General features: G+C 71.3%; 15 protein-coding genes and 1 pseudogene. 4 read left to right on the top strand and 12 right to left on the bottom strand.

Annotated features, from left to right (window positions below):
• Positions 1-544: 544 nt before the first annotated feature.
• From GUI43_RS31025 to lysS, 3 genes are all read right to left on the bottom strand, one after another.
• The gene (locus tag GUI43_RS31025; protein ID WP_030327930.1) at positions 545-3,088 is read right to left on the bottom strand and encodes an ATP-dependent Clp protease ATP-binding subunit; all 2,544 of its coding nucleotides are present in this window, start codon (positions 3,086-3,088) and stop codon (positions 545-547) included.
• Positions 3,089-3,626: 538 nt separating this feature from the next.
• Complete coding sequence (locus tag GUI43_RS31020; protein ID WP_036392792.1) at positions 3,627-3,971, bottom strand: histone-like nucleoid-structuring protein Lsr2; 345 nt, start codon at positions 3,969-3,971, stop codon at positions 3,627-3,629.
• Positions 3,972-4,083: 112 nt separating this feature from the next.
• Entirely contained in the window at positions 4,084-5,592 is a 1,509-nt protein-coding gene (gene lysS, locus GUI43_RS31015; protein WP_112582875.1) for a lysine--tRNA ligase, read from the bottom strand.
• A 208-nt stretch (positions 5,593-5,800) separates the two neighbouring features.
• Here lysS and GUI43_RS31010 point away from each other — a divergent pair, with 208 nt between their 5' ends.
• Positions 5,801-6,421, top strand: coding sequence for a class I SAM-dependent methyltransferase (locus GUI43_RS31010; RefSeq protein ID WP_249037898.1), 621 nt, complete (start codon positions 5,801-5,803; stop codon positions 6,419-6,421).
• Between the two features lie 36 nt (positions 6,422-6,457).
• Here GUI43_RS31010 and GUI43_RS31005 read toward each other — a convergent pair whose 3' ends face one another.
• The 8 genes from GUI43_RS31005 to GUI43_RS34990 all read right to left on the bottom strand — a co-directional run bounded on the left by GUI43_RS31005 (position 6,458) and on the right by GUI43_RS34990 (position 13,912).
• Positions 6,458-7,216 (bottom strand): type III pantothenate kinase, encoded by a 759-nt coding sequence (locus GUI43_RS31005; RefSeq protein WP_091403191.1) that lies wholly within the window; start codon positions 7,214-7,216, stop codon positions 6,458-6,460.
• Positions 7,217-7,233: 17 nt separating this feature from the next.
• Positions 7,234-8,130 carry a carboxylating nicotinate-nucleotide diphosphorylase gene (gene nadC / locus GUI43_RS31000; protein WP_112582873.1) on the bottom strand — a complete coding sequence of 299 codons (897 nt, stop codon included), beginning with the start codon at positions 8,128-8,130 and terminating at the stop codon, positions 7,234-7,236.
• The gene (locus GUI43_RS30995; RefSeq protein WP_112601542.1) at positions 8,127-9,821 is read right to left on the bottom strand and encodes an L-aspartate oxidase; all 1,695 of its coding nucleotides are present in this window, start codon (positions 9,819-9,821) and stop codon (positions 8,127-8,129) included. Before GUI43_RS30995 ends, nadC begins: the two co-directional genes overlap by 4 nt.
• Positions 9,822-9,929: 108 nt before the next feature.
• A complete protein-coding gene (locus tag GUI43_RS30990; protein ID WP_112582871.1) occupies positions 9,930-10,826 on the bottom strand; it encodes a septum formation family protein in 897 nt (298 codons plus the stop codon).
• Between the two features lie 96 nt (positions 10,827-10,922).
• Positions 10,923-11,351 (bottom strand): aspartate 1-decarboxylase, encoded by a 429-nt coding sequence (panD, locus tag GUI43_RS30985; RefSeq protein WP_030327945.1) that lies wholly within the window; start codon positions 11,349-11,351, stop codon positions 10,923-10,925.
• Between the two features lie 44 nt (positions 11,352-11,395).
• A complete protein-coding gene (gene panC / locus GUI43_RS30980) occupies positions 11,396-12,244 on the bottom strand; it encodes a pantoate--beta-alanine ligase (protein ID WP_112700378.1) in 849 nt (282 codons plus the stop codon).
• Entirely contained in the window at positions 12,241-13,215 is a 975-nt protein-coding gene (locus GUI43_RS30975; protein WP_112700377.1) for a Rossmann-like and DUF2520 domain-containing protein, read from the bottom strand. Before GUI43_RS30975 ends, panC begins: the two co-directional genes overlap by 4 nt.
• 127 nt (positions 13,216-13,342) lie before the next feature.
• Positions 13,343-13,912 carry a TetR family transcriptional regulator gene (locus tag GUI43_RS34990; protein ID WP_112582868.1) on the bottom strand — a complete coding sequence of 190 codons (570 nt, stop codon included), beginning with the start codon at positions 13,910-13,912 and terminating at the stop codon, positions 13,343-13,345.
• A gap of 118 nt (positions 13,913-14,030) precedes the next feature.
• On the opposite strand from GUI43_RS34990, the gene GUI43_RS30965 reads away from it, so the two are divergent.
• The 3 genes from GUI43_RS30965 to GUI43_RS30955 all read left to right on the top strand — a co-directional run bounded on the left by GUI43_RS30965 (position 14,031) and on the right by GUI43_RS30955 (position 17,358).
• Positions 14,031-14,942 (top strand): SDR family oxidoreductase, encoded by a 912-nt coding sequence (locus GUI43_RS30965; RefSeq protein WP_112700376.1) that lies wholly within the window; start codon positions 14,031-14,033, stop codon positions 14,940-14,942.
• A gap of 65 nt (positions 14,943-15,007) precedes the next feature.
• Positions 15,008-16,174, top strand: coding sequence for an SAM-dependent methyltransferase (locus tag GUI43_RS30960; RefSeq protein ID WP_249037897.1), 1,167 nt, complete (start codon positions 15,008-15,010; stop codon positions 16,172-16,174).
• Positions 16,171-17,358, top strand: coding sequence for an NADH-quinone oxidoreductase subunit D (locus GUI43_RS30955; protein WP_211326787.1), 1,188 nt, complete (start codon positions 16,171-16,173; stop codon positions 17,356-17,358). Before GUI43_RS30960 ends, GUI43_RS30955 begins: the two co-directional genes overlap by 4 nt.
• 18 nt (positions 17,359-17,376) lie before the next feature.
• On the opposite strand, the pseudogene GUI43_RS34090 reads toward GUI43_RS30955, so the two are convergent.
• A pseudogene (locus GUI43_RS34090) lies at positions 17,377-18,622 on the bottom strand (hypothetical protein); the annotation flags it as partial.

The following is an 18,622-nucleotide window of genomic DNA, read 5'->3' as shown; positions in this document are numbered from 1 at the left end:
AGCCCCCAGAGCACGCCCACGGGGTGGAAGTCGGCGGTGCCTGCGAGGTCGAGCACGAGCGCCAGCCCGACCCGCGCAGCCGCCGCACGTCTGCGCGCCGCGCACCGGACTCACGCCGAACGCCCGAACGCGGCGCGCGAGGGCCGGCAATCGGCGCCTTCCACCTCAAGATCGTGCTCGATCCTGGATGTAGTGGTGTCGGGCGGGCCGGATGCCACTACATCCAGGATGCTGCGCGATTTGCGGCCGAGGCCTCCACGGGGAGCGAGGCCGCCGGCAAGCTCACCACCCTGCCCCACAACATCAGGGAAAGTGCTGTCTCCGGACGCGGCGAGGCAGCACTTTCCCTGATGTTGTGGGGATCTTGCCGGGCACCCAGCGTGAGAGCGCCCGCATGCGGGCGGGGTGCGTCGGGCAAGTGCGACGCAGGGGCTGGCCGGGAGGGCACGAGCCGGGGCGGCGGCGGGGTGATTTTTGAGGGGGACGCAAAAAGGCGGGGCCCCGGTGGCTTGCGCCACCGGGGCCCCGCCCCTTGCTGGTTGTGTTACTCGTCCACGCCTGCGGCGGCGGTGCCAGCGGCAGTGCCACCAAGATCGGCCGGGACGGCGTCCGGAACTTCGACCGGCTTGTCCGAGCCCCGGAAGACGAGCTTGGACTTGTCGATGTCGTCCGGGTCGCCCTCGCAGTCCACCACGACGATCTGACCCGGGGTCAGCTCGTTGAACAGGATCCGCTCGGAGAGGTTGTCCTCGATGTCGCGCTGGATCGTGCGACGAAGCGGACGGGCACCGAGCACCGGGTCGAAGCCCTTCGCGGCCAGGTACTTCTTGGCGTTGTCGGTCAGCTCCAGACCCATGTCCTTGTTCCGCAGCTGGCCCTCGATCCGCTGGATCATGATGTCCACGATCGAGAGGATCTCGGTCTGGCGCAGCTGGTGGAAGACGATGGTGTCGTCGATCCGGTTGAGGAACTCAGGCCGGAAGTGCTGCTTGAGCTCGTCGTTGACCTTCTGCTTCATCCGGTCGTAGTTGGACTCGGAGTCCTCCGACTGCTGGAAGCCCAGCGACACCGCCTTGGCGACATCACGGGTGCCCAGGTTAGTGGTCAGGATGATGACCGTGTTCTTGAAGTCCACGATCCGACCCTGACCGTCGGTGAGCCGACCGTCTTCGAGGATCTGCAGGAGCGTGTTGAACACGTCCGGGTGGGCCTTCTCGATCTCGTCGAAGAGGACCACCGAGAACGGCCGACGCCGCACCTTCTCGGTCAGCTGCCCGCCCTCGTCGTAGCCGACGTAGCCGGGAGGGGCACCCACGAGCCGGGAGACCGTGTAACGGTCGTGGAACTCGGACATGTCCAGCTGGATGAGGGCGTCCTCGCTGCCGAAGAGGAACTCGGCGAGCGCCTTGGACAGCTCGGTCTTACCGACACCGGACGGGCCGGCGAAGATGAACGAGCCCGACGGGCGCTTCGGGTCCTTCAGGCCGGCCCGGGTACGCCGGATCGCCTTCGAGACCGCCTTGACCGCGTCCTCCTGGCCGATGACGCGCTTGTGCAGCTCGTCCTCCATGCGCAGCAGGCGCGAGGTCTCCTCCTCGGTCAGCTTGTAGACCGGGATGCCGGTCCAGTTGCCGAGCACCTCGGCGATCTGCTCGTCGTCAACCTCGCTGACGACGTCCAGGTCACCGGCCTTCCACTCCTTCTCCCGCTGAGCCTTCTGGCCGAGGAGCTGCTTCTCCTTGTCGCGCAGCTGGGCGGCGCGCTCGAAGTCCTGCGCGTCGATCGCGGACTCCTTGTCGCGACGCACCTGGGCGATGCGCTCGTCGAAGTCACGCAGGTCTGGCGGCGCGGTCATCCGACGGATCCGCATCCGGGCACCGGCCTCGTCGATCAGGTCGATCGCCTTGTCCGGGAGGAAGCGGTCGGAGATGTACCGGTCGGCCAGGGTCGCGGCAGCCACGAGAGCTGCATCGGTGATGCTCACGCGGTGGTGAGCCTCGTAGCGGTCCCGCAGGCCCTTGAGGATCTCGATGGTGTGGGCCAGCGACGGCTCACCCACCTGGATCGGCTGGAAGCGGCGCTCGAGAGCGGCGTCCTTCTCCAGGTGCTTGCGGTACTCGTCGAGCGTGGTGGCACCGATGGTCTGCAGCTCACCACGGGCCAGCATCGGCTTGAGGATGCTCGCGGCGTCGATCGCGCCCTCGGCGGCACCCGCACCCACCAGGGTGTGGATCTCGTCGATGAACAGGATGATGTCGCCGCGGGTGCGGATCTCCTTGAGCACCTTCTTGAGGCGCTCCTCGAAGTCACCGCGGTAGCGGGAACCGGCGACGAGCGCGCCCAGGTCGAGCGTGTAGAGCTGCTTGTCCTTGAGGGTCTCGGGCACCTCGCCCTTGATGATCTTCTGGGACAGGCCCTCCACCACGGCGGTCTTGCCGACGCCGGGCTCACCGATCAGGACCGGGTTGTTCTTGGTACGGCGGGAGAGCACCTGCATGACCCGCTCGATTTCCTTCTCGCGCCCGATGACCGGGTCGAGCTTGCCCTCGCGGGCGGCCTGAGTCAGGTTGCGGCCGAACTGGTCCAGCACCAGGCTGGTCGACGGCGCGGCCTCACCCGGCGCGGCGCCCGCCGCGGCAGGCTCCTTGCCCTGGTAGCCGGAGAGCAGCTGGATCACCTGCTGGCGGACCCGGTTGAGGTCGGCGCCGAGCTTGACCAGCACCTGGGCGGCGACGCCCTCGCCCTCACGGATCAGCCCGAGCAGGATGTGCTCAGTGCCGATGTAGTTGTGGCCGAGCTGCAGCGCCTCGCGCAGCGACAGCTCCAGCACCTTCTTGGCCCGCGGCGTGAACGGGATGTGCCCGCTCGGCGCCTGCTGGCCCTGGCCGATGATCTCCTCGACCTGCTGACGGACGCCCTCCAGGGAGATGCCGAGGCTCTCCAGGGCCTTTGCCGCGACGCCTTCACCTTCGTGGATCAGGCCCAGCAGGATGTGTTCCGTACCGATGTAGTTGTGGTTGAGCATCCGGGCCTCTTCTTGGGCCAGGACGACAACCCGTCGCGCTCGGTCGGTGAACCGCTCGAACATGCCCTCGTGCTCCTCACGTGCCGTGCGCCTTGATGGTCAAGATCTTGGCGGGGCCGGTGCACGAACGTCCAGGACGGGCGTCCGTGCCTCCTTACTCTATCGTCGCTGACCGACTCAGCTGAGGTCGTGTGTCTCTGCTCTGGGTCGGTTGCACGTCGTTTTGAACAACCGTCCGCGCTCAGGAGGTGTTCCGGTAGCCCTGTCGCTACGCGCAGAGCGAAATCCGACTGGCTCGACGGAAGCCCGATCCGGGGTCCGGAAGCGCTCCGGGAGGCCCTGGAGGGCGGACCGGCGGTCGCGACGAGTGCCGCGCCGGGCCCCTGGGGGAGGTTGTCCACAGGCTGTGGATAGCTGTTCCACTGGTTGTGGACAACGCCGGTGGGCCCGGAATGCTTCCCGGCCCCGAAGGGGCACGACGACGCCGCCCGAACGGGGCACGGCGAGGCCTCCCGGATACGGCGACGCCGGCCCGGAGAACTCCTCCGGCCCGGCGTCGGTGTCGCCTGCGGTGGCGGCTGGCCACCAAGCTGCTGACGGATCAGCGCTTCGCGTGGAACTCGTCCACGATCTCCTGCGGGATTCGACCCCGGTCCGAGATGTCCTTGCCGGCCTTCTTGGCCCACTCCCGGATCGCCTTGTTCTGTTCCCGATCGGCGGTCGCGCCACCCCGACCGCGGGCAGCCCGCCCACCGATCACGACACCGCCCCGGCCGACCTTGGTGCCGGCACCCACGTACGACGCAAATGCATCGCGCAATTTCGCGGCGTTGGCGCTCGACAGGTCGATCTCGTACTGAACGCCGTCGAGGGCGAACTTGACGGTCTCGTCCGCGTCCCCGCCGTCCAGGTCATCGACCAGCTTGTGAATGATCTGCTTGGCCACGTCCCACATTCCTTTCGAGCAGGGTGCTCCTGCTAACGAGAGCACAATAACCCGCGCGCCGCTCGTCGCGTCAATAGGATCCGGTTACGGCTCGGCGTACGCCCGGAGGGGACTACTCCTGGCGGACCAACGGGAAGAGGATCGTTTCCCGAATTCCGAGGCCGGTCAGGGCCATCAAGAGCCGGTCGATTCCCATTCCCATACCGCCGGCCGGCGGCATTCCATACTCCATCGCCCGAAGAAAGTCCTCGTCGAGACGCATCGCCTCGTCGTCGCCACGGGCGGCCAACTGCGCCTGGGCGACCAGCCGTTCCCGCTGCACGATCGGGTCGACCAGCTCGGAGTACGCCGTGCCCAGCTCGAAGCCGAGCACGTAGAGGTCCCACTTCTCGGCCAGCCCCGGCTCGCTGCGGTGGGCCCGGGTGAGCGGGCTGGTCTCCTCCGGGTAGTCCCGTACGAAGGTGGGTGCCTCCAGGCCGGGAACGACCAGTTCCTCGAACAACTCCTCGGCCAGCTTGCCCGGGCCCCACTTCGGGTCCACTGCCAATCCGACCTTGTCCGCGTACTCCACCAGGCGGGTGCGTTCGGTGCGGACCGTGACCTCCTCGCCCAGCGCTTCGGAAAGCACACCGAACAACGTCACGGACCGCCACTCGCCGCCCAGGTCGAACTCGCGCCCGTCGGCGTGGGTCACCACCGTCGAGCCGCTCACCGCGATCGCCGCCTGTTGCACGAGATTGCGGGTCAACTCGGCCATCGTGTCGTAGTCGCCGTACGCCTGGTACGTCTCCAGCATCGCGAACTCCGGCGAGTGCGAAGAGTCGACACCCTCATTACGGAAGTTGCGGTTGATCTCGAAGACGCGGTCGACGCCGCCGACCACAGCGCGCTTGAGAAACAGTTCCGGAGCGATTCGCAGATACAGATCGGTGTTCAACGCATTGCTGTGGGTCACGAACGGTCGAGCCGCCGCGCCGCCATGCAGCAGTTGCAACATCGGCGTTTCCACCTCGATGAAGCCCTGCCCGTGCAGTGAATCCCGCAGACTGCGTACCGCGGCGGCCCGGGTGCGCACCATCTCCCGTGCCTGTGGCCGGACAATCAGGTCGACGTAACGCTGCCGGACGCGCGCCTCCTCGGAGAGGGGCTTGTGGGCCACCGGCAACGGTCGCAGCGCCTTGGCGGTCATCTCCCATTGCTGGGCCAGCACCGACAGCTCACCCCGACGGCTGGTGATCACCTCACCGGTGACGCCGACGTGGTCGCCGAGGTCGACGAGGCGCTTCCACGCCTCCAGCCGCTCCGGCCCGACCCGGTCCAGGGAGAGCATCGCCTGCAACTCGGTGCCGTCGCCGTCCCGCAGGGTCGCGAAGCAGAGCTTGCCCGTGTTGCGTACGAAGATCACCCGGCCGGTGACCGCGACCTGGTCGCCGGTCGCGGTGTCGGTGGGCAGGTCGGCGTAGGCCGCCCGGACCTGCGCCAGGGTGGTGGTGCGGGGAAAGCCGACCGGGTAGGGCTCGACGCCCTCGGCGAGCATCCGGTCCCGCTTCTCCCGGCGGACCTTCATCTGCTCGGGAAGGTCATCGGCGGGGTCCACTGGCACGGGGTTCTGCTCGGTCACGGCACGCTTCCTCGTCACGGAGATACAGGGGGTCAGGCCCGAGCGTACTCAAGCGGTCCGGAGGGCGTTACGGGATAACCTGCCCGTCATGGTCGATCACACTCACGCCCTGTCTTTCGGTGCCGCTGCGAGTGATTACGACCGGTTTCGACCACGTTATCCCGAGGCTGCGGTCCTCTGGGCACTCGACGGGCTGAGCGAAGCCCGGGTGGTCGATCTCGCGGCGGGCACCGGCATCCTGACCCGTGCCGTACTGGCTCTGGGCCACGAGGTCGTACCGGTCGAGCCCGATCCGGGGATGCGGGCGCAACTCGCCGCCAGCACCCCGGACACGACGGCACTGGCGGGCAGCGCCGAGTCCATGCCGCTGCCCGACTCGGCGGTGGACGCGGTGCTGGTCGGGACGGCGTACCACTGGTTCGACCGGGAGCCCGCGCACGCCGAGATCGCCCGGGTGCTCCGCCCCGGCGGCACCTTCGCCCCCATCTGGAACATCCGGGACGGCAGCGTCGACTGGGTGGCCGAGCTGGGTCGCATCGCCCACTTCGGTGACAAGTCGACCAGCCAGGTCTTCGGCGAGCGCCCCGACTTCGGCCCCGCGTTCGACGCCGTCGAGAAGCGCGAGTTCACGCACCGCACCACGCTCACGCCGGACGAGCTGCTCGGCATGGTCCGCACCCGCTCGTACTGGCTCACCGCCTCCACCGACGATCAGCGACGGGTCGAGCGGGAACTGACCGAATTCCTGAACACCCACCCCGCCCTGACTGGTCGGGACACCATCGAGCTGCCGTACCGAACGCTGGTGCTGCGCGCCCGGCGGCGCTGACGCCCGCACGGGGCCGGCGCCCGACGGCGGCCGGGGTCACAGGTTGCGGTCGTAGACCATCCGCAGGCCGATCAGCGTGATCATCGGCTCGTGGTGGGTGATGCTGCGACACTCGTTGATCACCAGGGAGGCGAGGCCGCCGGTGGCGATCACCGCCCGCACCTCGCCCAACTCCTCGGTCATCCGCTCCACGATCCGGTCCACCTGCCCGGCGAAGCCGAAGTACAGGCCGGCCTGGAGGCACTCCACGGTGTTCTTGCCGATCACCGAGCGGGGCTTGGTGGCCTCGACCTTGCGCAGCTGCGCGGCCCGGGCGGCCAGCGCGTCGAAGGAGATCTCGATGCCCGGGGCGAACGCGCCGCCGAGGAACTCACCGCGCTCGCTGATCACGTCGAAGTTGGTGGTGGTGCCGAAGTCCACGACGATCGACGGACCGCCGTAGAGGGTGTACGCGGCCAGGGTGTTCACCACCCGGTCGGCGCCGACCTCCTTCGGGTTGTCGATCGCCAACTGCACCCCGGTCCGCACGCCCGGCTCGACCACGACGCTCGGCAGGTCGGCGTAGTAACGACTGAGCATGGTGCGCAGCGACCGCAGCGCGGCCGGCACCGTGGAGCAGGCGGCCACACCGGTGATCTCGACGTTGTCCCCGGCGAGCAGACCCCGGAACATCAGGCCCAGCTCGTCCGCCGTCGAGCGGGCATCGGTCTTGATCCGCCAGGAGTGCACCAGCTTGTCGCCGTCGAAGGTCGCCAGCACGGTGTTGGTGTTTCCGATGTCGATGCAGAGCAGCACGCACGCAGCCTAGACAACTAGTCGGCGCGCAGGTCCAGCGCGATGTCCAGGATCGGCGACGAGTGCGTCAGCGCGCCCACCGAGAGGAAGTCCACGCCGGTGGCCGCGTACCGGCCGGCCACCTCCAGGGTCAGCCCGCCGGTCGCCTCCAGCTCCGCCCGGTCACCCACCGCGGCCACCGCCTCGGCCAGCACCTCCGGCGACATGTTGTCGCAGAGCAGGAAGTCCGCCCCGGCCTCCACCGCCTCCACCGCCTCGTCGACTCCTGTCACCTCGACCTGCACCGGCACCTCCGGGAACGCCTCCCGGACCCGCCGATAGGCCGCAGTGATGCTCCCGGCCGCCAGCTTGTGGTTGTCCTTGATCATGGCCACGTCGTAGAGGCCCATCCGCTTGTTGGTGCCGCCGCCGACCCGCACCGCGTACTTCTCCAGCGCCCGCAGGCCCGGCGTCGTCTTGCGGGTGTCCAGCACCATCGCCTTCGAGCCGGCCAGCGCGTCCGCCCAGGCGCGGGTGTGGGTGGCCACCCCGGACATCCGGCAGAGCAGGTTGAGTGCCGTCCGCTCGGCCGTCAGCAGCAGCCGGGTCGGGCCGGTCACCGTCGCCAGCACGTCGCCGCGGGCCACCCGCTCGCCGTCGCGGGCCAGCACCGACACCTCGACGGTACGACCGAAGCCAGTCACCTCGCCCACCAGCTCGAACACGGCGGCAGCCACCGCCATCCCGGCCAACACCCCGTCCGCGCGGGCCACCAGGTCGGCGGTGTCGGTCTGTTCCGCCGGAATGGTGGCCACGCTTGTGACGTCAAGGAAATCCGGGCCCAGATCCTCGACCAGCGCGCCCTCGATCACCTGCCGTACGTGCGCCGGCTCCAATCCAGCCGCCCGCAACGCCGTCTCCGTCGACTCGATCACGAGTTCCCCTCCCACTGTTGCGTCACCCGGCCCTGCGCCCCGACGGCCCCGACCAGATGGCCCAGCCACCGTTCGTCGGCCGTCGGGAAGTCCTCCCGCCAGTGGCAGCCCCGGGTCTCACCACGGGCGTACGCGGCGGCAACCAGCGTCGACGCCACGGTGAGCAGATTCGTCGCCTCCCAGTCGGCGGTCCGCGGCCGGCCCCGGGCAACGCCCAGCTCGGTCAACGTCCCGGCCGTCCCGGCCAGCGTCGCCGCGGATCGGAGCACCCCGGCCCCCCGGGTCATCGCCCGTTGCAGGGTCGGCGTCACCTCCGCGGGCAGCACCCAGCCCGTCCCGCCACGCCAGGCGCCGGTCTCCGCCGGCTGGGCCTGCTCGGGCAGGCCGGCCGCGATGTCCTCGGCGATCCGCCGGGAGAAGACCAGACCCTCCAGCAGCGAGTTGCTGGCCAGCCGGTTCGCGCCGTGCACGCCCGTGCAGGCCACCTCGCCGCAGGCGTACAGGCCGGGGATGGAGGTGCGGCCGCGCAGATCGGTGCGGACCCCGCCGGAGGCGTAGTGGGCGGCCGGCGCCACCGGGATCAGATCGGTCGCCGGGTCCACGCCGATCGCCAGACAGGACGCCACGATGGTGGGGAACCGACCGGCCAGGAAATCGCCGCCCAGGTGCCGTGCGTCGAGGAAGACGTGGTCCGCGCCGGTGGCCAGCAGCACCCGGTGGATGCCCTTGGCCACCACGTCCCGGGGTGCCAGCTCGGCCAACTCGTGCTGGCCCACCATGAACCTCTTGCCGTCCGCGTCCACCAGGTACGCGCCCTCGCCGCGCAACGCCTCCGAGACCAGCGGCTGCTGCGCGTGCCCCGCCCCGGGCACCCCCGCGCCGGCCGGGGTGATCAGTGCGGTCGGGTGGAACTGGACGAACTCCACGTCGGTCACGGCCGCGCCGGCCCGCAGCGCCAGCGCCACCCCGTCCCCGGTGGAGACCGCCGGGTTGGTGGTGGCCGAGAAGATCTGCCCCATGCCGCCGGTGGCGAGTACCACGGCACGGGCCAGCAGCGCGCCGACGCCGTCCTCGCTGCCCTCACCCAACACGTGCAGTGTGATCCCGCAGGCCGCCCCGAGCCCGTCCGGGCCGTCGCCGGGCGCGCGCAGGAGATCCAGCACGAGGGCGTGCTCGACCAGCCGGATCCACGGGTCGCGCTGCACCGCGGCGTGCAGGGCCCGCTGCACCTCCGCGCCGGTGGCGTCGCCGCCAGCGTGCACGATCCGGTCCGCCCGGTGCCCGCCCTCGCGGGTCAGCATCAGCGAGCCGTCCGGGTGACGATCGAACTCGGCGCCGATCCGGATCAGCTCACGGAGCCGGGTCGGGCCCTCCTCGACCAGCACCCGGACCGCCGCCGGGTCGCACAGCCCGACCCCGGCGACCTCGGTGTCCCGGGCATGCGCCGCCGGGGTGTCGGCCGGGTCGAGCACGGCGGCGATGCCGCCCTGCGCCCACCGGGTCGATCCGTCGTCAATGTTGACCTTGGTGACCACCGTGACGTGCAGACCGGCCTCACGCAGGTGCAGCGCCGCGGTCAACCCGGCCACGCCGGAACCCACGACGATCACGTCGGTGGTCTCCACCCAGCCGGGCGCGGGCGCGGCCAGCAGCGCGGGCAGGGTAGGCAGGTCGACGGTCGGGAGGTCCATCCCCCCAGTCAACCCGAACCATCCTCGCCCGGGGCGGCGGGGGCGCGACGAGTGTTTTGGGCGACCCCGTCCGGCGCGCGCCGCGCCGCGTCGACCGTCGGGCCGTGGTCACTTCGTCCGGACCGGTAGACCGGCCTGGCCCGCGCCCTTCAGCGAGGCGGTCACCGTACGGTCGCTGAGCCACAGATAGCAGCGGACGCCCCGATCACCGACCTTCCAGCGCCCCGCCCCCGGCGGACGGACCACCACACCGCTGCGGAAGCGCAGCTTGGCATCGTCCGGTACGCCCGCGTACCGGGCCAGGACGCTGCGACAACCCGTGTAGAGCGGCAGCCAGTCGGCGTCCCGGGTCGGGTACGCCAGGTCCGGTGCGCGCCACACCCCGACGAACTCGGCGTCGTGCTGTTTGCCGCACTCCACCGGGATCAGCGTCTGCACACCCCGGCCGGTGCCACCGCGAGTCTGCTGGCAACCGAGGCGCAGCCCGGTGGGACCCTTCAACGCGTCCCGCAGACTGCCCGACCGGACCACCACTGTGGCCGCCGCCTCGACAGTGGTCAGCTCGGTGAGGTCGCAGCGGAACCACCGGGAACCCGCCGCCCACCCCGGCCCGTTGGGCAGCGCCACGGACAGCCGCAGCCGGCCGGACCGCCAGTCGTCACCCACGTAGCCGGTCGCCCGGGTGTCGCACTCGGCGAACGCGCCACGCAGCTCGGCCGAACCACCCGCCGGAGCGGTCGTCCGCTCGGCCGGGAAGGCCCCGACGTGCACGGTCTCCAGGCGGTGCGGCCCGGCGCAGTCCACCGGCTCATAGCTGGCCAGGCTGACCAGATCGGTGAAGTCGGCGGCGTGACACACACCGGCGGCCGGGGTGAACGCCGACGGCGCCGGCAACGCCGCCCAGTCGTCGGTCAGATCACCGTCCAGGCCGCCGGACCCGGCACAGCCCACCAGCAGCACTGCCGTCACGGCAGCGGCGAACAGGGTCGTCATGGCACGGCTCATCGCGGCCTCCCCCAGCCACCGACCGGCTTCCGCCAGCGTGCCCAGGGTAACCGGAAATGACCTTCTGGTGACAGACCGGAATCGCGGTACGCGGGATCAGACTCCGGACACGGCCAACGGGCTGGGCACCGGGTTCCCGGCAGTGCCGGGTGCCGCCGCAGCCGGGTCGGCACCCAACTCGATCACCCGGTTGTCGGCGTCGACGTGCACGACCCGTGGCCGGTACGACCGTGCCTCGGCGTCGTCCATCTGCCCGTACGAGATCAGGATGACCAGGTCACCGGGGTGCACCAGGTGCGCGGCGGCACCGTTGATGCCGATCACGCCGCTGCCCCGCTCGCCCGGGATCACGTACGTCTCCAACCGGGCGCCATTGGTGATGTCCACGATCGCCACCTGCTCGCCGGGGAGCAGGTCGGCGGCGTCGAGCAGATCCTCGTCCACCGTCACCGAACCGACGTAGTGCAGGTCGGCCTGGGTCACCGTGGCTCGGTGGATCTTCGACTTGAGCATGGTCCGCAACATCGGAGTGGCCTTTCGCGGTATCGGTGGAGGGTGGTACGGCCGGGTCAGGGACGCGGGGCGAGGTGGATCGCCGCGTTGTCGATCAACCGGGTGGCGCCCACCCAGGCGGCGATCACCAGCCGAGCCGGCCCGGCCACCGGCCCCGGTTCCAACTCGGGATCGGTGAGCACCAGGTAGTCGAGGCGGGCACCGGGCGTACCGGCGCCGAACGCGGCGTGCGCGGCGGTCAGCACCGCCCCCGCGTCCAGGCCGTCGTCGGCGGCTTGCGCGCCGGCTCGCAGCGCGGCGGACAGACTCAGCGCGGCGGCGCGCTCCGGCTCGCTCAGGTAACGGTTGCGGCTGGAGAGGGCCAGCCCGTCCGGCTCCCGGACGGTCGGCACGCCGACCACCTCGACCGGCACGTCCAGGTCGCGGGTCATCCGCCGGACCAGGGTGAGCTGCTGGTAGTCCTTCTCGCCGAAGAACGCCAGGTCCGGCTGGGTGAGCTGGAGCAGCTTCAGCACCACGGTGAGTACGCCGTGGAAGAAGCCGGGGCGGCTCGCCCCCTCCAGCTCGGCGCCGAGCGGGCCCGGATCGAGGCGTACGCGAGGCTGACCGTCCGGGTACATGTCCGCCACCGACGGGGCGAAGACCAGATCGACGCCCGCCCGCCGGCACACCTCCAGGTCGGCGTCGAGGGTGCGCGGGTAGCGGTCGAAGTCCTCGTTCGGCCCGAACTGCAACGGGTTCACGAAGACCGTAACCAGCACGTGGTCGGCCTGTTCCCGGGCCGCGCGCAACAGCGTCTCGTGCCCGGAGTGCAGCGCGCCCATGGTCATCACCACCCCGACCGTGCCCTTCAGCCCGGCCCGGGCCTCCGCCAACTCGGCGCGCGTGTGCACCACCCGGGTCATGCGGCCACCTCCCGACCACTGTCGGCCAGTACGCCGAGCAGCGACTGTGCGTCCACCGGCCGCAGTCGGCCGGCCGCGATCGCCCGGTCGGCGGTACGACGGGCCAGCGCCAGGTACGCGGGGACGGACTCCGGTGCGGTGGCCGCCAACCGCGCCAGGTGCCGCTGCACGGTGCCCGCGTCACCGCGGGAGACCGGGCCGGTCAACGCGTCGTCGCCGAGCCGCAGCGCGTTCTCCAGGGCGGCCCGCAGCAGCGGGGCGAGGACCTTCTCCGGCCGGGACACCCCGGCGTCCCGCAACCGGTCGGTCGCCTCGTTGACCAGGGTCACCAGGTGGTTCGCGCCGTGGGCCAGCGCGGCGTGGTAAAGCGGACGATCCGACTCGGCCACCCACTCGGGCACGCCACCCAGGTCGGCGACCAGCCGGGCAGCCAGCGGGCGCAACTCAGCCGGGGCGGTCACCCCGTACGAGATGCCGTCCAGCCGGGCCAGGTCGTCCGGCGTACCGGTGAAGGTCATCGCGGGGTGCAGTGCGAGCGGCCGGGCGCCGACCGCGACGGCCGGCTCCAGCACGGCCAGGCCGTGGGCTCCCGAGGTGTGCGCGACGATCTGGCCCGGATGCAGCGCGCCCTGCTCGGCGAGGTCGGTCACCACACCGGCCAGCCTGTCGTCCGGTACCGCGATCAGCAGCAGGTCGGCGGCGGCGTGGGCCACGGCGGCGACCGGGCGGCGGGGCACCTCGGGCAACAGCAGGGCGAGGCGGGCGCGGCTGGCTCCGGAGCTGCCGGAGACGGCGACCACCCGGTGCCCGGCGGCGGCGAGCGCGGCGCCCAGCACGGCGCCGACCCGACCGGCGCCAACGACACCGACGGTGAGCAGACGGGAGGTGGCGCGGGCGCCGGGAACGGCGCTATCCCACGAGGCGGCGGGCCCGGATGGGCCGGCCGGACGCGGGCGCAACGGTGCGCTCATGACGACGATCCAGTCCTCGAGAAGGGGTACCGGTCGATCGCAAGTATGCGCCGGGGCTACCGAACCCGGACAAGCATGTGTGAAAACCTTCACCACCGATGAGACGGCACGTCCGAGTCGCCTGCGGTCAGGGCGTTGGGGCCGACGTGATGGCGCGCAACTCGGCGGCCACCTCCGCGATCAGGTCGCTGAGCGGGGCGTCGCTGTCAGGCGCGACCCAGCGGGCGTACGCGACCCGGAAGACTGTGGCACCCGACTCGGTGGCCAGGGTGGCCGTGGTCTCGTCGAGGCCCCTGGCCCGCAGGGCGGCGGTGACCGCGGCCGCCAGTGAGCCGGTCTTGCGCAGTTCGCGCTCCTGTAGTTCCGGGCTGCTCTCGATGATGGACTGCCGCGCCCGGACCAGTTCGAGGCGGTCTGCGAAGAGCTCCTCCGCCACCCGGCGGAAGGCGGCGACGACCGCCTCGAAGGGGCCGGCGTCAGATTCGGTCACCGCCCGGACCAGGACCTCCTCCACGCGCCCGCTGCCGCTGAAGAGCGCCTCCCGCTTGTCCCCGAAGAGCCGGTAGAAGGTGCGTTTGTCGAGGCCGGCACGGGCGGCGATGTCGGCGACGGTGGTCTGTTCGAAGCCGCGCTCGCGGAACAGCTCGAAGGCGGCCGCCTCCAGGCGGCCGCGCGCGTCCGGTTGCCAGCGGGCCATGCGGCGATGGTAGCCGACGTCACACTGCGACATTAATTCCGCGAGCATGTCGCGATGTGACATCACGCGAGGTACGGTGATGTCGCAAGGTGACATCGGTACTCACGAAGGAACCACAATGCGCGTATTCGTCACAGGCGCCTCCGGTCATCTCGGCTCCGCGGTCGTCCCGGAACTGCTCTCCACCGGACACGAGGTCATCGGCCTCGCCCGTTCCGACACGTCCGCCACCGCCATCGAGAAGCTCGGCGCTCAGGCACACCGCGGGGACCTGTCCGACCTCGACGTGCTCCGGGAAGAGGCGGCCGCCTCCGACGGGGTGATCCACCTGGCGTTCCGCCACGACCTCATGGTCGACGGCGACCTGGCCGGCGCCGCCAAGGCCGACCTGGACGCCCTCACGGCACTCGCCGACGGCCTGGCCGGCTCCGGCAAGCCCCTGGTCGGCACCGGCGGGACGGCCATGCTCGTGATGGGTGGCATCGTCGGCCGCCCCGGCACCGAACACGACACCTTCCCCGGCGGCGGTTACCGGATCGACGCGGAGAACTTCGTGGCCGGCCTCGCCTCCCGCGGTGTGCGCTCCTCCATCGTCCGGCTCGCGCCCACCGTGCACAGCTCACTCGACCACTACGGCTTCATCACCGCCATCATCGCCGCGGCCCGCCGGAAGGGGTACGCCGCCTACGTCGGCGAGGGCACCAACCGGTGGCCTGCCGTCCACACGCTCGACGCGGCCGTGCTCTACCGACTCGCCCTCGAGAAGGCCCCCGCCGGTACGCGTCTGCACGGAGCCGCCGACGAAGGCGTCCCCTTCCAGCAGATCGCGTCAGCCATCGGCCACAACCTCGGCATCCCGGTTCGGAGCATCAGCCCCGCCGAGGCCGACGACCACTTCGGCTTCCTCGGCTCGTTCGCACAGATGGACAACCCGACGTCGTCCGCCATCACCCGCGAACTGCTGGGCTGGACCCCCACCCACCCCGGCCTGATCGCCGACCTGCACGAAGGGCACTACTTCCAGGCCTGATCCACGAACGGCGGCCCTGACCGTAGGGTCGGCACGGTGAACCACGCTCAACTCGGAGTGGACTGATGTCGATCCTGTGGCGGGACGCGATGAGCCGGGCGCTCTACGGGCCGGGCGGCTTCTTCGTCGCCGGCACCGGGCCGGCCGACCACTTCCGCACCAGCGTGCACGCCTCCCCGGCCTTCGCCAACGCCCTGCTACGCCTTGTCACGGAGGTGGACGCAGCCCTCGGCCACCCCTCGCGACTTGACGTGGTCGACGTGGGCGCCGGGCGTGGGGAGCTCCTGCAAAGCATGCTGGGGCTCGTCGCCTCCGAGGACAACGTCGGGGTTGCGGTGGGGGTTTCCGGGGAGCCCACCCGCTCCGGGCGGGCAGGCTTGATCCCTCCGCGGGCGGGCTCCCCGGAAACCCTGACTTCCACGGCCTCCGTCCGTTCCTTGCGGGATGAGCCGTCGTCCGGCACGGTCCGACCGTCGCTCGCGGAACGGGTGCGCTTCACAGCCGTCGAGTACGCCGACCGCCCCGAGAACCTGCCCGAGGAAATCAACTGGACAGCCGCGATCCCGGACAGGATCACCGGAGTACTGCTGGCCACCGAGTGGCTGGACAACGTCCCGCTGGACGTGGCGGTGCACACCGAAGATGGCTGGCGATACCTGCTGGTCGACCCCGACAGCGGTGCCGAATCAGTCGGTGAGCCGGTCAGCCCCGATGATCACGACTGGCTCACCACCTGGTGGCCCAGCCCCGAAACCCCCCACAGCGACCACAGAAGAGCCGAGATCGGACGGACCAGGGACGAAGCCTGGGCCAACGCGGTGCAAAAGATCGAGCAGGGCATGGCGGTCGCTGTCGACTACGGGCACCTGCGGGAGAGCAGGCCGGTCGACGGGACGTTGACCGGGTACCGGGGTGGGCGGCAGGTCCCTCCGGTGCCCGACGGGTCGAGTGATGTCACAGCGCACGTGGCCATGGACTCGGTCGCCTCCGCTGGCGCGGCGGTCGCCCGGTGCGCGTACTCCCTGGTCTTGCAGCGGGAGGCGCTGCGGGCGCTCGGGGCCGACGGCGGGCGACCACCGCTCAGCCTGGCCGGCACCGACCCGGTCGGCTACGTGCGGGCGCTGGCCGCCGCGTCGGCGGTGGCCGAGCTGACCGACCCGGCCGGCCTCGGCGGGCACTGGTGGTTGCGCCAGCCGGTCGGCATCCCGCTCGGGCCGGTCGTGGCACGATGACGGGCATGACCACCGACGCCGGGGACCTCCGTGAACTGACCGTCGGCACCGGGGCCGGGCTGATCGCCGGCACCGGTGATCAGCAACTCGGCACCGACATGGTGCTGAACATCGGCCCGCAGCACCCCTCCACCCATGGTGTGCTGCGGTTGAAGCTGGTGCTCGACGGCGAGCGGGTGGTCGCCTGCGAACCGATCGTCGGTTACATGCACCGGGGCGCGGAGAAGCTCTTCGAGGTGCGCGACTACCGGCAGATCATCGTGCTGGCCAACCGGCACGACTGGCTCTCAGCGTTCTCCAACGAGCTGGGCGTGGTGCTCGCTGTGGAACGCCTCATGGGCATGGAGGTGCCGGAGCGGGCCACCTGGCTGCGGATGGCCCTGGCGGAGCTGAACCGGGTGCTCAACCACCTGATGTTCCTCGGCTCGTACCCGTTGGAGATCGGGGCGATCACGCCGATCTTCTACGCCTTCCGGGAACGCGAGACCATCCAGGCGGTGATGGAGGAGGTCTCCGGTGGCCGGATCCACTACATGTTCAACCGGGTCGGTGGCCTCAAGGAAGAGGTGCCGTACGGGTGGACCGGGCGGGCCCGCGCGGCGATCGACGAGGTACGCCGCCGGTTGCCCGACCTGGACCACCTGATCCGGCGTAACGAGATCTTCCTGGCCCGCACCGTCGGCGTGGGCGTGCTGTCCGCCGCGGACGCCGCCGCGTTCGGCGCGTCCGGCCCGGTGGCCCGGGCCTCGGGGCTCGACCTGGACCTGCGCCGCGACGACCCCTACCTGGCCTACGACGAGCTGGACGTTCCGGTGGTCACCAAGACCGCCGGCGACTGCCACGCCCGTTTCGAGGTGCTGCTCGACCAGGTGTACGCGTCACTGGACCTTGCCGAGCAGTGCCTCGACCGGGTGGACCAGCTGACCGGGCCGATCAACACCCGGCTGCCGAAGGTGCTCAAGGCGCCGGAGGGGCACACGTACGCCTGGACGGAGAATCCGCTCGGCATCAACGGCTACTACCTGGTGTCCCGGGGCGAGAAGACGCCGTGGCGGTTGAAGCTGCGCACCGCCTCGTACGCGAACGTGCAGGCGTTGGCCACCCTGCTCCCCGGCTGCCTGGTCCCTGATCTGATCGCGATCCTCGGCTCGATGTTCTTCGTGGTCGGCGACATCGACAAGTGACCCGAGCCGCCTGACCGGTCACCGCCAGCGGTCGGTGGGTGGCGCGCCGCCGGCACGCGGCACGTCGTCCTGCGGCGGGTAGCCGTAGCGCTCGTCGACCCGTCGCCGCCCGGTCCGTTCCGGCGCGGGTTCCGCCTGGTGCCCGCGTTGGCGCGGTGGGCGCCACTCGTCCGGTACCGGCACACCGCCCACCGGCAGCGCGGGCCTTCCCGGCTCGGCCCGCCGACCACCGTCGTGGCGGCGCGGTTCTTCATACCGGCCGGCGTCCTCGTAGCGGGCGGCGTCCTCGTGACGGCGCGGCTCCTCGTAGCGGGCGGCGTCCTCGTGACGGCGCGGCTCCTCGTAGCGGGCGGCGTCCTCGTGACGGCGCGGCTCCTCGTGGCGGACGGCGGCCCAGCGGTCGGCCACCCGGTACTCGGTGCCGGTGGCGTCGGCGTGCACCTCGGCCCGACGTTCGCCCACCCGCAACTCGCGACCGTTTTCGTCATCGCGGACGGCGGCCCACCGGTCACCGGCCCGCAGCTGCGACCAGTACTCGCCGGTGTCGTCGGCCCGCAGCGGCGGCCCGGGCTGCGGTGCCGGGGCGCCCGCCCGGTCGCGCTGCTCCGACCAGCCCCGATCGTCCGGGCTGTCCCAGGATTCCGCCGCCGGCCTCTCCGGGGTGCGGTGTGACCGGGCCGCCGGAGAGGGCTCGTCGGGCTGGGCGTACGCGTCGCGCCGATCCGTCCACTCCGGTTCGTCGCGGCGGCCCGTCCAGCCCGGCTCGTCGCCGTACCCGGCTCTGGGGTGCTGCTCCGGCTCGCTCCTCGCCCGGCCGGACGGGCGAGGGGGCTGATCGGCGTCGCCGCCCCGGGTCCACTCCTGTGCGGGTGGGGTCCACTGACCGGCGTACCCGCCGCCGTAGCGCCCGGCCGGCTCGGCCGGGCCGCCGTCCACCACTGTGTGCCGGGTGGTGACGTGCACGGTCTCGGTGTGTCGGACCACGCCACCCGGCCGGTGCGCCGCCTCGGGGCGGTCGTGCTCCCTGGGGCGGGCTGAGCCGTACGCGGTGGCGGCCGGCCGTTCCCCGCCGTACATCCCAGCGGTGGCCGGCGGCTCGGGGGCCTCCCGGGCGTACGCCGGCTCGTCGTCGTCCGGGTGCTCGGGGCGCCCCCACCGGGGCGCGTCGTCGGGGCCGGACACCCGGGCACGGCCGGCCGGCGCGTCGCCCCGGTTACGGGCCACCGGCGTGTCGTCCACCGGCGGCTCGACGGCCACCCGCGCC

Source organism: Micromonospora noduli, from assembly GCF_003264365.1.
GTDB classification, from domain to species: Bacteria; Actinomycetota; Actinomycetes; order Mycobacteriales; family Micromonosporaceae; genus Micromonospora; species Micromonospora noduli.
This window is presented reverse-complemented; position numbering and strand designations above follow the sequence as displayed.

Excerpts from the sequence above, each read along its gene's own strand:
- GUI43_RS31025 (WP_030327930.1), bottom strand. The coding sequence starts at position 3,088 with ATGTTCGAGCGGTTCACCGACCGAGCGCGACGGGTTGTCGTCCTGGCC.
- GUI43_RS30995 (WP_112601542.1), bottom strand. The coding sequence starts at position 9,821 with ATGGACCTCCCGACCGTCGACCTGCCTACCCTGCCCGCGCTGCTGGCC.
- GUI43_RS30990 (WP_112582871.1), bottom strand. The coding sequence starts at position 10,826 with ATGAGCCGTGCCATGACGACCCTGTTCGCCGCTGCCGTGACGGCAGTG.
- panD (WP_030327945.1), bottom strand. The coding sequence starts at position 11,351 with ATGTTGCGGACCATGCTCAAGTCGAAGATCCACCGAGCCACGGTGACC.
- panC (WP_112700378.1), bottom strand. The coding sequence starts at position 12,244 with ATGACCCGGGTGGTGCACACGCGCGCCGAGTTGGCGGAGGCCCGGGCC.
- GUI43_RS30975 (WP_112700377.1), bottom strand. The coding sequence starts at position 13,215 with ATGAGCGCACCGTTGCGCCCGCGTCCGGCCGGCCCATCCGGGCCCGCC.
- GUI43_RS34990 (WP_112582868.1), bottom strand. The coding sequence starts at position 13,912 with ATGGCCCGCTGGCAACCGGACGCGCGCGGCCGCCTGGAGGCGGCCGCC.
- GUI43_RS30965 (WP_112700376.1), top strand. The coding sequence starts at position 14,031 with ATGCGCGTATTCGTCACAGGCGCCTCCGGTCATCTCGGCTCCGCGGTC.
- GUI43_RS30960 (WP_249037897.1), top strand. The coding sequence starts at position 15,008 with ATGTCGATCCTGTGGCGGGACGCGATGAGCCGGGCGCTCTACGGGCCG.
- GUI43_RS30955 (WP_211326787.1), top strand. The coding sequence starts at position 16,171 with ATGACGGGCATGACCACCGACGCCGGGGACCTCCGTGAACTGACCGTC.